8 protein-coding genes are annotated in these 13,211 nt (G+C 62.9%); 5 read left to right on the top strand and 3 right to left on the bottom strand.

Annotation, left to right across the window (positions count from 1 at the left end; all coding sequences use genetic code 11):
- The first annotated feature begins 110 nt into the window (after positions 1 to 110).
- Positions 111 to 3,599 (top strand): carbamoyl-phosphate synthase large subunit, encoded by a 3,489-nt coding sequence (carB, locus tag NL154_RS14000; RefSeq protein ID WP_210630519.1) that lies wholly within the window; start codon positions 111 to 113, stop codon positions 3,597 to 3,599.
- A gap of 55 nt (positions 3,600 to 3,654) precedes the next feature.
- Here carB and NL154_RS14005 read toward each other — a convergent pair whose 3' ends face one another.
- Together NL154_RS14005 and NL154_RS14010 are read right to left on the bottom strand one after the other, a co-directional pair.
- Positions 3,655 to 5,109, bottom strand: coding sequence for a UdgX family uracil-DNA binding protein (locus NL154_RS14005; protein ID WP_210630518.1), 1,455 nt, complete (start codon positions 5,107 to 5,109; stop codon positions 3,655 to 3,657).
- Positions 5,109 to 6,341 (bottom strand): putative DNA modification/repair radical SAM protein, encoded by a 1,233-nt coding sequence (locus tag NL154_RS14010; protein ID WP_434734097.1) that lies wholly within the window; start codon positions 6,339 to 6,341, stop codon positions 5,109 to 5,111. The genes NL154_RS14005 and NL154_RS14010 overlap by 1 nt, the downstream gene beginning before the upstream one ends.
- A gap of 265 nt (positions 6,342 to 6,606) precedes the next feature.
- On the opposite strand from NL154_RS14010, the gene greA reads away from it, so the two are divergent.
- Both greA and NL154_RS14020 read left to right on the top strand, forming a co-directional pair.
- Positions 6,607 to 7,083, top strand: a complete 477-nt coding sequence (gene greA / locus NL154_RS14015; protein WP_004672775.1) for a transcription elongation factor GreA — start codon at positions 6,607 to 6,609, stop codon at positions 7,081 to 7,083.
- A 27-nt stretch (positions 7,084 to 7,110) separates the two neighbouring features.
- Positions 7,111 to 8,169 carry a glycosyltransferase family 4 protein gene (locus NL154_RS14020; RefSeq protein ID WP_210630517.1) on the top strand — a complete coding sequence of 353 codons (1,059 nt, stop codon included), beginning with the start codon at positions 7,111 to 7,113 and terminating at the stop codon, positions 8,167 to 8,169.
- 220 nt (positions 8,170 to 8,389) lie between these two features.
- Here NL154_RS14020 and NL154_RS14025 read toward each other — a convergent pair whose 3' ends face one another.
- Entirely contained in the window at positions 8,390 to 9,724 is a 1,335-nt protein-coding gene (locus NL154_RS14025; RefSeq protein WP_210630516.1) for a dicarboxylate/amino acid:cation symporter, read from the bottom strand.
- A gap of 224 nt (positions 9,725 to 9,948) precedes the next feature.
- Between NL154_RS14025 and NL154_RS14030 the strand changes: the two genes are divergently transcribed.
- The gene (locus NL154_RS14030) at positions 9,949 to 11,823 is read left to right on the top strand and encodes a sensor histidine kinase (RefSeq protein ID WP_434732833.1); all 1,875 of its coding nucleotides are present in this window, start codon (positions 9,949 to 9,951) and stop codon (positions 11,821 to 11,823) included.
- A 2-nt stretch (positions 11,824 to 11,825) separates the two neighbouring features.
- Positions 11,826 to 13,172 carry a sigma-54-dependent transcriptional regulator gene (locus NL154_RS14035; protein WP_434732834.1) on the top strand — a complete coding sequence of 449 codons (1,347 nt, stop codon included), beginning with the start codon at positions 11,826 to 11,828 and terminating at the stop codon, positions 13,170 to 13,172.
- Positions 13,173 to 13,211: the final 39 nt, after the last annotated feature.

A 13,211-nucleotide genomic window follows, 5' to 3' on the forward strand; every position in this document is an offset into this window, starting at 1 on the left:
AACATTTGCCTATAAGCCGCTTCTAGCCTGAAAAGACCCAGCATGCGCAACCGACCCGGTGATCTCCACCCTGGCCGGCTTTCTGCGCAGCCAGACAACGGATATCGCCCATGCCGAAGCGCCAAGACATCAAATCGATCCTCATCATCGGCGCGGGACCGATCGTCATTGGCCAGGCTTGCGAATTCGACTATTCCGGTACCCAGGCCTGCAAGGCGCTGAAGGAGGAAGGCTACCGCGTCATCCTCGTCAATTCCAACCCTGCGACGATTATGACCGATCCGGGTCTCGCCGACGCCACTTACGTCGAGCCGATCACCCCCGAAGTTGTTGCCAAGATCATCGCCAAGGAGCGCCCGGACGCACTGCTGCCGACCATGGGCGGCCAGACGGCACTGAACACCGCTCTCTCCCTGAAACGCATGGGCGTGCTCGACCGCTACAATGTCGAGATGATCGGCGCCAAGCCCGCCGCCATCGACATGGCCGAGGACCGCGCGCTGTTCCGCGAAGCCATGGCCCGCATCGGCCTGGAAACGCCGCGCTCGATGCTGGCAAACGCCACCGACATCAAGGATCTCGACCGCAAGACGCACGAGGCCGAGCGCAGCAAACTGCGCGAAAGCCTTTCCGGCCCCGACCTCGACAAGGCGCTGGACGAGCTGGAAAACCAGTGGAACCTCGGCGAGAGCGACCGCAAGCAGCGCTACCTGAACCACGCCATGGCGATCGCCGCCCAGGCGCTCGACCATGTCGGCCTGCCGGCCATCATCCGCCCCTCCTTCACCCTCGGCGGCACCGGCGGCGGCATTGCCTACAACCGCTCGGAATTCTTCGAGATCGTCGGCGGCGGCCTCGATGCTTCGCCGACCACCGAGGTGCTGATCGAAGAATCGGTGCTCGGCTGGAAGGAGTTTGAGATGGAAGTCGTCCGCGACACGGCGGACAACTGCATCATCATCTGCTCGATCGAGAATATCGATCCGATGGGCGTCCACACAGGCGATTCCATCACTGTCGCCCCGGCGCTGACGCTGACCGACAAGGAATACCAGATCATGCGCAACGCCTCGATCGCGGTGCTGCGCGAGATCGGCGTCGAGACCGGCGGCTCGAACGTCCAGTTCGCCGTCAATCCGAAAGATGGCCGCCTCGTCGTCATCGAAATGAACCCGCGCGTCTCGCGCTCCTCGGCACTCGCTTCCAAGGCCACCGGCTTCCCGATCGCCAAGGTCGCCGCCAAGCTCGCTATCGGCTACACGCTCGACGAGTTGGAAAACGACATCACCGGCGGCGCGACGCCGGCCTCCTTCGAGCCGTCGATCGATTATGTCGTCACCAAGATCCCGCGTTTCGCCTTCGAGAAATTCCCCGGCGCCTCGCCTGTTTTGACCACGGCCATGAAGTCGGTCGGCGAAGTCATGGCGATCGGCCGCACCTTTGCCGAATCGCTGCAGAAGGCGCTGCGTGGCCTCGAGACCGGCCTGACCGGCCTCGACGAAATCGAGATTCCCGACTTCGAGGAAGGCGAGTCCAGCCAGAACGCCATCCGCGCCGCCATCGGCACGCCGACGCCGGACCGCCTGCGCATGGTCGCCCAGGCGCTGCGCCAGGGCCTTACCATCGAAGAGGTGCATGAAGGCTGCAAGATCGACCCCTGGTTCATCGCCGAGCTCAAGAACATCGTCGACATGGAAGCCCGCATCCGCGAGCACGGCCTGCCCAATGATGCTGCCAACCTCCGCATGCTGAAGGCCATGGGCTTCTCCGACGCGCGCCTGGCGACGCTGACCGGCAAGCGCCCGAAGGAAGTCGCGGAACTGCGGAACGGCCTGAACGTCCGTCCGGTTTTCAAGCGCATCGACACCTGTGCGGCCGAATTCGCTTCGCCGACCGCCTATATGTATTCGACCTACGAGACGCCCTTCGTCGGCGCCGCCCGCTCGGAAGCTTTGGTGTCCGACCGCAAGAAGGTCGTCATCCTCGGCGGCGGCCCGAACCGAATAGGTCAGGGCATCGAGTTCGACTATTGCTGCTGCCATGCCGCCTTCGCGCTGAAGGATGCCGGTTATGAAGCGATCATGATCAACTGCAACCCGGAAACCGTGTCGACCGACTACGACACGTCGGACCGCCTCTATTTCGAGCCGCTGACGGCCGAAGACGTGATCGAAATCCTGCGCGCCGAGCAGGAGAAGGGGCAAGTCGTCGGCGTCATCGTCCAGTTCGGCGGCCAGACGCCGCTGAAGCTTGCCGAGGCGCTCGAAAAGAACGGCATTCCGATCCTCGGCACCGCGCCTGATATGATCGACCTCGCCGAAGACCGCGACCGCTTCCAGAAGCTTCTGATGAAGCTCGACCTCAACCAGCCGAACAACGGCATCGCCTATTCGGTCGAGCAGGCCCGCCTCGTCGCCGCCGAAATCGGCTTCCCGCTTGTCGTTCGCCCGTCCTACGTACTCGGCGGCCGCGCCATGCAGATCCTGCATTCGGAGGGCCAGCTGCAGACCTACCTGCTGGACACGGTTCCGGAACTGGTGCCGGAGGACATCAAGCAGCGTTATCCCAACGACAAGACCGGCCAGATCAATACCCTGCTCGGCAAGAACCCGCTGCTCTTCGACAGCTACCTGACCCATGCGATCGAAGTCGACGTCGACTGCCTCTCCGACGGCACCGACGTCTATGTCGCCGGCATCATGGAGCACATCGAGGAAGCCGGCATCCATTCCGGCGACTCGGCCTGTTCGCTGCCGCCGCGCTCGTTGCCGGTCGAACTGCTCGACGAGCTGGAGCGCCAGGCGAAAGCCATGGCCAAGGCGCTCAATGTCGGCGGCCTGATGAACGTCCAGTTCGCCATCAAGGACGGCATCGTCTACGTGCTCGAGGTCAATCCGCGCGCTTCCCGCACCGTGCCCTTCGTCGCCAAGACCATCGGCGCGCCGATCGCCAAGATCGCCGCCCGTGTCATGGCCGGCGAGAAACTTGACGCCACCTTCGCCGCCTACGGGCCGAAGCCCGATCCGCGTAAGCTCACGCACATCGCCGTCAAGGAAGCCGTCTTCCCCTTCGCCCGCTTCCCCGGCGTCGACACGCTGCTCGGCCCGGAGATGCGCTCGACCGGCGAAGTGATCGGCCTCGACACCGATTTTGCACTGGCCTTCGCCAAGTCGCAGCTCGGCGCGGGCGTCGAACTGCCGCGTGACGGAACGGTTTTCGTCTCCGTGCGCGACGAGGACAAGCCGCGCGTGCTGCCGGCGATCCGCATCCTCGTCGAAGAAGGCTTCAAGGTGCTGGCAACTGGCGGCACCGCCCGCTTCCTCGGCGAAAACGGCATCACCGCCACCAAGATCAACAAGGTTCTGGAAGGCCGCCCGCATATCGAGGACGCCATCCGCAACCGCCAGGTCCAACTCGTCATCAACACCACCGACGGCAACAAGGCGATCTCGGACTCCAAGTCGCTGCGCCGTGCGACGCTGATGCAGAAGGTGCCCTATTACACGACGATGGCCGGCGCCGAAGCCGCCGCCCAGGCGATCAAGGCGCTGAAGGCCGGCAATCTCGAAGTGCGGCCGCTGCAAAGTTACTTCGCTTGAGACAGGGCAGCGCCACCGCTCGACGGGCAGTGGCGCGAACTCCACCGGAATCAATTTATCCGGCTGAGACCATAAGCCGCTGAACCTTCAGCATATCCACGCGAAACCGGGCCAGCTCCTCCGCCTTCAGTCGCTCGTCCGGAATGCGCAGCAGATAGGACGGATGCACCGTCACGAAGAGCGTGCGCCCTCCTTCGATCGCCATCGCCCTTCCCCTGACATCCTGCAGGCGCTCTTTGACATCGGTCAGCGCCGCAAGCGCCGTCGCCCCCAATGCGACAATCAGTTTCGGCTTGAGGAGCGCCATCTCGCGATCGAGCCACCAGCGGCAATGCTTCACCTCATTCATATTCGGCTTCTGATGGATGCGACGCTTGCCCCGCGGCTCGTATTTGAAATGCTTGACGGCATTGGTGACGTAGAGCCTCGAGCGGTCGATGCCCGCCTCCGATATCACCTGATCGAGAAGCCTGCCGGCGGGACCGACGAAGGGACGCCCGGAAATATCCTCCTGGTCGCCCGGCTGCTCGCCGACGAACATCACCTGCGCATCGCGCGGCCCCTCTCCGAATACCGTCCGCGTCGCATTTGCATGAAGCGGGCAGCGTGTGCAGACAGCGGCCTCCGCGCGAAGTGCTTCCAGCGTGCCCGCAGTAGCCGCTGGTTCTGCGGGGAGATTGCGCGCGGCCCGCTGCAAGCGGTCGTGAAACGGCAGCGACTGCGTCGCCTCCCGCGCCGCCATCTCCCGCACCTTGCTTTCGGCCGATGCAATCAAGCCAGGAATGAGGTCGGCCTCCGGCAGGTTCTTCCAGTATTTCTTCGGCATCTCCGCCTGCATCGCCTTCACCTTCAACCGCGCGGGGTTGAAGATGCTGGCATAGTAGGTTCGCCAGAGTTCGTCCGTGGCATCGGTGAGATTAGGCCTTTCGCATGGCTCGTCGGCAATCGTCAGCCGCTCGCCGTTCCAGGCCGCCGAGCCCTTGGGCGTGGCGATCAGCCAGTCCATGTCGCTGAAACGGCGCTGGAAAAAGGGAGCCGTGCGCCTGACGACATGATGGTCCGGCTCGAACCAGGCGAGGAATTTCCGACGACCTGCCGATACCGCGCCGACTTCCTTGAAACGGACGAAGGCCGTCATCTTGTGCGCGTCGCGCCGAATGTTCTTCGCCATCAGCCTGGCCCGCACAACATCCTCGTCGGAGGTCACCTCCAGCAGTTGCCGATCCAGCTGCAGCCTCCAGAGGAGACGGTACAGCAGAGAAAATCGCGCCGGATCGGAATGGCAGAGGACGGTCTCAGCAAGCTCGATGAAAGCGGGCGGCACCGTCATCGGCTTACGCGTTGTCGCAGGCGCTGGCGGCATGGCGTCCCGTTGAAACGACAGATCGGCCTCGGCGCTTTTTTCGCGCCAGTCGATCTCCTCGGGCAAGATGCCGGCTGCCGCCAAAACGCGTGCGGCATCGCGCCATTCGCCAAGATCTCCACGTCCTGCAAGCACGACCCGGCGCATCACAGCAAGGACAATTGTTCATGCTGCGGCTCGAACACGGCGCGCAGGTCCGGGCGGTCGACCAGCCGTCGCGGCGACCAGCCTTCCGCGGAGACGAAGGATTGGACTTTCTTGATCGAAACTCCGAGTCGGGAGAGATCATCAAGCCGCAGGCGACGAAAACGGCGCGCAGAGACGATCGCTTTCACGGTTTTGGTGCCGAGGCCCGGCACACGCAGCAACCGCTCGCGCTCGGCCTTGTTGATGTCGACGGGAAATTCGCCCCGGTTGGCAAGCGCCCAGGCAAGCTTCGGATCGAGATTGAGATCGAGCATGCCGTCCGCCTGGTTCGCAGTAATCTCCTCGATGTCGAAACCGTAGAACCGATAGAGCCAGTCGGCCTGGTAAAGCCGATGCTCGCGCATCAGCGGCGGCTTGATCAGCGGCAGGTTTTTCGAGGAGTCCGGGATGGGGCTGAAGGCGGAGTAATAGACGCGCCTCAGGCCATAGCTGCTGTAGAGCCGGCCGCTGCTCGCCAGAATAGTCGCGTCATTGGCCCCATCCGCCCCGACGATCATCTGCGTGCTCTGGCCGGCTGGCACGAAACGCTGGCGTTTCCCGGTCTTAAGCGTCGGTTCATCGGCAGCCTCGATCTTCGACCTGATATCCGCCATCGATCGTCTGATATTGACGGGCTTCTTTTCCGGCGCGAAACGGGAAATCCCGCTGTCGGTCGGCAGCTCGATATTGAGCGACAGCCGATCGGCATGAAGCCCCGCCTCCTCGATCAGATGCGGCGACGCCTCGGGGATCGCTTTCAGATGGATATAGCCGCGGAAATTATGCGTCACCCGCAGCTCGCGGACGATGCGGACCATCTCCTCCATCGTGTAATCGGAAGAGCGAATGATGCCGGAGGAAAGGAAGAGGCCTTCGATATAGTTGCGTCGGTAGAATTCGAGCGTCAGCCAGACGACTTCCTCCGTCGTGAAGCGTGCGCGCTCGACATTGCTGGAGGAGCGATTGACGCAATAGGCACAGTCGTAGATGCAGAAATTGGTGAGCAGGATCTTCAGAAGCGAAATGCACCGTCCATCCGGAGCATAGGCATGGCAGATGCCGGATCCCTCGGTCGAACCCAGTCCGCCGCTTGCGCTCGAATCGCGTTTCACCGTGCCGCTGGAGGCACAGGAAGCATCGTATTTTGCGGCATCGGAAAGGATGGCCAAACGTTCGGTTAGCGACTTCTTCATTAGTATGTTCACTATATGTTCCATGGCGCAAAGTCAATCCCGGCGCGGCTGCCGCTCCCCCGTTTGGCACGCATCACCCGACGTACCAGCGGGTATCCGTTTCATTTATGCGAATTTTCTGGAAATCAGCCGTGGCGATCTGCTATAAGCATGCAACTATGATTGTGGCACGGTTCCGAAGTTCCTCTTCGGGACCTGTTTTCTTTTGTGTGTGCCTGACTGTGCTGACGCAAGACGGCGGCCGCAAGGAGTGAAGGACAGAAAAATGGTTGATAAGGTACCGATGACACAGGGTGGTTTCGTCAAGCTGCAGGAAGAGCTGCGCTGGCGTCAGCAGGAGGAGCGCCCCCGAATCATCGAGGCGATCGCCGAAGCCCGTGCTCATGGCGACCTTTCCGAAAATGCCGAATACCATGCCGCCAAGGAAGCCCAGAGCCACAATGAGGGCCGCATCACCGAGCTGGAAGACCTGACGGCCCGCGCCGAGGTCATCGACCTCACGAAAATGTCCGGCGACAAGATCAAGTTCGGCGCCAAGGTGAAGCTCGTTGACGAGGACACCGAGGAAGAAAAGACCTACCAGATCGTTGGCGACCAGGAAGCCGACGTCAAGGCCGGCCGCATCTCCATCTCCTCCCCGATCGCCCGTGCGCTGATCGGCAAGGAAGTCGGCGATTCCATCGAGGTCAATGCGCCGGGCGGCTCCAAGGCCTACGAAATCCTACAGGTTTCCTGGGGCTGATCGCCCGTCAGACACGAGACCCATTCCTTGCCGGATATTCGTGACGTCGAGATCATCGCGCCCAACTTCAAGCGCCGGCTCTCCGGCGTCACGTCGACCATCGTTCAGCTCATCCCATGCCAGATCTGGCTTGGGATGCGCATAGCGACGCTCGGCCCCGGCCTGCCGGAGGGCTTGGCCAAACTGAGATGGGCGCAGCTTTTCGGGCTGTGGCGTCCGCCGGCCAGGCGACGTCACCGCGTCTGGCACGCCCGCCGCAACAATGAGATGGCCGTCGGCATCCTGCTTCGCCATGTCCTGCGCATGCCGCTGAAGCTGCTCTTCACTTCGGCGGCGCAACGCCGTCACACCGCCTATACGAAATGGCTGATCCGCCGCATGGACGCCGTGATCGCGACCAGTGACCGCTCAGGCTCCTTCCTCGAAGTGCCTCACACTGTCATCCAGCACGGCGTCGACCTTTCTCTCTTTCACCCACCGGAAACCGCCGACGACGGCATAACCGCGACCGGCCTGCCCGGCCGCTATCTCGTCGGCTGCTTCGGCCGCGTGCGCCATCAGAAAGGCACCGATCTATTCGTTAAGGCGATGATCGAGCTCTTGCCGCAGCATCCGGAATGGACAGCCGTCGTCTCCGGCCGCGTGACGGCCGAGCACACCGCCTTCGCCGAAAAGCTCAAGGCCGATGTCGCCGCCGCCGGGCTCACCGACCGCATCCTGTTTCTCGGCGAAGTGCCTGATATCAAGGTCTGGTATCGCCGCCTGACGCTCTACGTCGCCCCTTCCCGCAACGAGGGTTTCGGCTTGACGCCGCTCGAAGCCATGGCCTCGCGGACGGCCGTAGTGGCATCGGATGCGGGCGCCTATGCCGAACTCATTGCCGAGGGCGAGACCGGTTCGGTCGTGGCTGCAGGCGATGGCGAAGCGCTGACGCGGGCAATCGCCCCCTATATCGCAGATCCGGCGCTGGCGATCGTGCATGGCGAGAATGCATTGCGTCATGTCCGGGCGAATTTCGCGCTGGAGAAGGAAGCAAAAGCGATTGGCGCTGTTTACGATCGCCTTCTCGGCGACAACAGTGGTTAAAGCCGAAACGGGAAACTGCCTGCTGAAAAAGCCGGCCAACTTCTCCTTCGTCATGCTCAGGCTTCCCGAGCAACTGCCTCCGTTTGATAGGGCAGCAGATCCTTCGGCACAACAAGGCCGAGGATGACGTCGACTAGAGAACGAGAGTTATCAACGAGCGAACGGCCCATCGGATGACGGGCCGCTGCAAATATCCAAGAATGGCGAACAGGTCGGCCTGTTATTCCGCCGGCTGAAGTCCGGCAGCCGGAGCGCCCTGTTCTGCCTGGCCGCCCAGCGCTCTGGCGAGCTGCGCCGTATCCAGCTCGTTTTCCCAACGGGCAACGACGATCGTCGCGACCGCATTGCCGACGAGGTTGGTCAGCGCCCGGCACTCCGACATGAAGCGATCGATGCCGAGGATGAGCGCCATGCCGGCGACCGGCACGGAGGGCACGACGGAGAGCGTCGCGGCAAGGGTGATGAAGCCGGCGCCGGTGATGCCGGCAGCACCCTTGGAGCTCAGCATCGCTACCAGCAGCAGCAGGATCTGGTCACCCCAGGAGAGATTGATGCCGGTCGCCTGGGCAATGAAGAGGGCTGCCAGCGTCATGTAGATATTGGTGCCGTCGAGGTTGAAGGAATAGCCGGTGGGGATGACGAGGCCGACGACCGAGCGCTTGCAGCCGGCCTTTTCCATCTTGTTCATCAGTCCCGGAAGTGCGGCTTCGGAAGACGAGGTGCCGAGAACCAGCAGCAATTCTTCCTTGATGTAGCGCAGCAGCGCCAGGATCGAGAAGCCGTTATAGCGGGCGACGGCGCCGAGCACGACAAGGACGAAGAGCAGCGAGGTGAGGTAGAAGGTGCCGATCAGCATGGCGAGGTTGGCGATCGATCCGACGCCGTACTTGCCGATCGTGAAGGCCATGGCGCCGAAGGCGCCGATCGGGGCGGCCTTCATCAGGATGGCAACGAGCTTGAAGACGGGGGCCGTCAGGGCGTTGAGGAAATTGACGACCTGCTCGCCCTTTTCGCCAACCATGGCGAGCGCGATGCCGAAGAGCACCGAGAAGAACAGCACCTGCAGAATATCGCCATCGGCAAAGGCGCCGACGATCGTCGACGGGATGATATTCGTCAGGAAGCCGACGATGCTCTGCTCATGCGCCTTATCGGCAAAGGTGGCGACGGCCTTCGGGTCGAGGGATGCCGGATCGATGTTCATGCCGGCGCCGGGCTGGACGACGTTGGCGACGATCATGCCGATGACGAGCGCCAGCGTCGAGAAGGTCAGGAAGTAGAGCATCGCCTTGCCAGCGACGCGGCCGACCTTCTTCAGGTCGCTCATGCCGGCAATGCCGGTGGCCACCGTCAGGAAGATGACCGGCGCGATCACCATCTTGACGAGCTTGATGAAGGCATCGCCGAGCGGCTTCAGCTGGGTGCCGAGGTCGGGATAGAAATGACCGAGAATGATACCCGCAGCGATAGCGGCGAGAACCTGGACGTAGAGATGGGAATAAAAGGGCTTCCTGCCCTTGCTGTCTGCGACTGTATCGAGTGGTGCTGCGATCATGATTTCCTCCTAAAGGCTCGTCCGGAACGAACTCCGGCCTCCCGAGCCGTTCGCTTCAATCCAACAGCTCAGCCGTTGTTGCCATCTCTTTCGCAAGCGCCGTGCCAGTTTCGCGCCACCTTTCTAGAGCCTTGTATTTCCAGCAGAAAATCTTTCTGTAGGCCGATGGCACGTTCAGGAGATGCGAAAAGCCACACAAATCTATTTGCGTCTCGTGCGGAAAAATGCACAAATCCCCCATGTCCTTGTCAGTCTCGCAAAGGCCTTGGCCCGCCTTGCCCTTGCAGCACCGCATCCGCCGGATGTGGTGGGCCTATGCAGTGCTCGCCCTCTCGGCCATCGTCGCAAGCCTCTGGGTCAGCGGCGAGATCGGCCGGCGCCGGGCGGAGGCTGCCCTGGAGGAACAGGCCCGCAACGATGCGAGGATGAACGTGGCGCTGCTGCGCACCGTCCTCGAAAAATACCGGGCGCTGCCCTTCGTGCTGTCGCAAGATGCCGCGCTCGCCGCCGCCCTGGCTGGACGCGACGCCGGCACTTTCGAGCAGTTGAACCGGAAGCTTGAGACACTGGCCGCCGGCACGAAGGCCGCCGTCATCTATGTCATCGACAAGAACGGAATCGCGGTTTCAGCCAGCAACTGGCGCGAACCGACGAGCTTCGTCGGCAACGACTATCGTTTCCGCGAGTATTTTCAGGGCGCTGTCGCTCGAGGGCAGGCAGAGCATTTCGCGCTCGGCACCGTCAGCAAGAAGCCCGGCCTTTATATTTCCGAGCGGATATCAGGCGATGACGGTCTCCTGGGCGTCGTCGTCGTCAAGGTCGAATTCGACGATATCGAGACGGATTGGAATGGCTCGGGCGCCCCGTCCTACGTCATCGACGATCGTGGCATTGTCCTCATCACCAGCATTCCCTCCTGGCGGTTCATGACGATCGGCCGTATCGCCGAGGATCGGCTGACGGCGATCCGCGAGAGCCTTCAATTCGGCGACGCGCCGCTTCAGCCGCTGCCGCTCGATATCATCAGTCACCTAGGCGACAGGCTTGATGTCGTCGAGATCGTCACGCCCGGCGGCGCGGGAAAAACCAGCTTTCTCGATGTGGGGATGCCGATCCCTGCGACCGGCTGGCATCTGCAGCATCTTGTTGCATTGGGGCCGTCCATCGATGCCGCGGTCCGCGAAACGCGCATGCTGGCGCTGCTCTTGCTTTTGCCGCTGCTGGCGGGCGCAGCCTTCCTCTTGCGCCGCCGCCAGACGACCACCCTTCGAATTTTCAGGGAGCAGCAGGCGCGCGAAGAACTGGAACGGCGCGTGGCCGAACGGACGCTTGATCTCAGCCAGGCGCGGGATCGGCTGCAGGCCGAGATCGCCGGTCACCGCAGCACCGAGCAGAAGCTGCAGGCCGTGCAGCAGGATCTGGTGCAGGCCAACCGGCTGGCAATCCTGGGCCAGGTGGCCGCCGGCGTCGCCCACGAGATCAACCAGCCGGTGGCGACCATCCGCGCCTATGCGGACAATGCCCGCACCTTCCTCGACCGCGGCCAGACGGCGCCCGCCGGTGAAAATCTTCAGAACATCGCCGCTCTGACGGAGCGCATCGGCTCGATCACCGAGGAGCTGAAGAGCTTCGCCCGCAAGGGCCGCGGCAGCGCCGAGCCGACAGGCCTGAAGGACGTCATCGAGGGCGCGGTGATGCTGCTGCGTAGCCGATTTGCCGGACGCATGGATACGCTCGACATCGAGCTGCCGCCGGCCGAATTGCAGGTCATGGGCAGTAGGATCCGTCTCGAGCAGGTGCTGATCAACCTGCTTCAGAATGCGCTGGAGGCCGTGGCCCCGAAAGCCGACGAGGCGCGCGTCGAGGTCAGGACATCGAATGACCAGGAGATCGTGACGCTGACGGTCGCCGACAACGGCCCCGGCATTTCGCCCGATATCCGCAAGGGCCTGTTCACGCCCTTCAACACCTCGAAGGAAAAAGGTCTCGGCCTGGGCCTCGTTATCTCCAAGGATATCGTCGGCGATTACGGCGGCCGGATGGAGGTGGAGAGCGATGGCAGCGGGACAAGGTTCATCATTCATCTGAGGAGGGCCTGATCATGGCCACACCGATGCCCGTTGCGCTGATCGACGACGACAGGGATCTGCGCCGTGCCACGGCCCAGACCCTCGAACTCGCCGGCTTCTCCGTCTCGGCCTACGACGGCGCGAAAGCCGCCCTGGCGGAACTAACGGTCGATTTTGCCGGCCCCGTCGTCACCGATATCCGCATGCCCGAGATAGACGGGCTGCAGCTGTTCGCCACGCTGAAGGGCATGGACGGCGACCTGCCGGTGATATTGATGACCGGCCACGGCGATATTCCGATGGCCGTTCAGGCTATCCAGGACGGCGCCTATGATTTCATCGCCAAACCCTTCGCTGCCGATCGGCTCGTGCACAGCGTACGCCGCGCAGGCGAGAAGCGGCAGCTTGTTCTGGAAAACCGCGTGCTGCGCCGGGCCGCCGAAGACGCGCAGGAGACTTTGCCACTGATCGGCCAGACGCCTGCCATGGAAAACCTGAGGAAAATTCTGCGCCACATCGCCGATACCGATGTCGACGTGCTGGTCGCCGGCGAAACCGGCAGCGGCAAGGAAGTCGTCGCCCAGATCCTGCATCGGTGGAGCCACCGCCGGAAGGGCAATTTCGTGGCGCTGAACTGCGGGGCACTCCCCGAAACCGTCATCGAAAGCGAACTGTTCGGCCACGAGGCCGGCGCCTTTACCGGCGCGCAGAAGCGCCGTATGGGCCGCATCGAGCATGCAAGCGGCGGCACGCTTTTCCTCGACGAGATCGAAAGCATGCCTGTCGCCACGCAGGTCAAGATGCTGCGCGTGCTTGAAATGCGCGAGATCACCCCGCTCGGCACCAACGAGGTGCGCCCGGTCGATCTGCGCGTCGTCGCGGCCGCCAAGATCGACCTTGGCGACCCCGAGGTGCGCGGCGATTTTCGTGAGGACCTCTATTACCGGCTGAATGTCGTGACGATTTCGATTCCGCCGCTGAGGGAACGCCGCGACGATATTCCGCTGCTGTTTTCCCACTTTACCGCCCGCGCCGCCGAGCGCTTCCGCCGCGATGTGCCGCCGCTTTCGGAGGCGGTTCGCCACCACCTTGCCACCCATTCATGGCCAGGCAACGTCCGCGAACTCTCCCACTATGCCGAACGCGTGGTGTTGGGCCTCGAAGGCAGCGCAGACCCATCCTCTCCCCCGCAGCCGACCGGCGGCACGCTGCCCGAGCGGCTGGAGCGCTACGAGGCGGAAATCATCCGCGACGCACTCGCCAGCAACAACGGCGACGTGCGCCGCACCATCGAGGCGCTCGGCATTCCGAGAAAGACCTTTTACGACAAGCTGCAGCGCCACGGCATCCACCGGGGCGGCTACGCCTCGCGCAAATAGCCATGTCGCGCAAAAGTGTGCAGCGGTTTTGCGGCAACG

The sequence above is a fragment of the Rhizobium sp. YTUHZ044 genome, assembly GCF_051123975.1.
Taxonomy (GTDB): Bacteria; Pseudomonadota; Alphaproteobacteria; order Rhizobiales; family Rhizobiaceae; genus Rhizobium.

Bases quoted from the DNA above. Each gene is read 5' to 3' on its own strand.
- carB (WP_210630519.1), top strand. From the start codon at position 111: ATGCCGAAGCGCCAAGACATCAAATCGATCCTCATCATCGGCGCGGGA.
- NL154_RS14025 (WP_210630516.1), bottom strand. From the start codon at position 9,724: ATGATCGCAGCACCACTCGATACAGTCGCAGACAGCAAGGGCAGGAAG.
- NL154_RS14035 (WP_434732834.1), top strand. From the start codon at position 11,826: ATGGCCACACCGATGCCCGTTGCGCTGATCGACGACGACAGGGATCTG.
- greA (WP_004672775.1), top strand. From the start codon at position 6,607: ATGGTTGATAAGGTACCGATGACACAGGGTGGTTTCGTCAAGCTGCAG.
- NL154_RS14030 (WP_434732833.1), top strand. From the start codon at position 9,949: ATGCACAAATCCCCCATGTCCTTGTCAGTCTCGCAAAGGCCTTGGCCC.
- NL154_RS14010 (WP_434734097.1), bottom strand. From the start codon at position 6,341: ATGAAGAAGTCGCTAACCGAACGTTTGGCCATCCTTTCCGATGCCGCA.
- NL154_RS14005 (WP_210630518.1), bottom strand. From the start codon at position 5,109: ATGCGCCGGGTCGTGCTTGCAGGACGTGGAGATCTTGGCGAATGGCGC.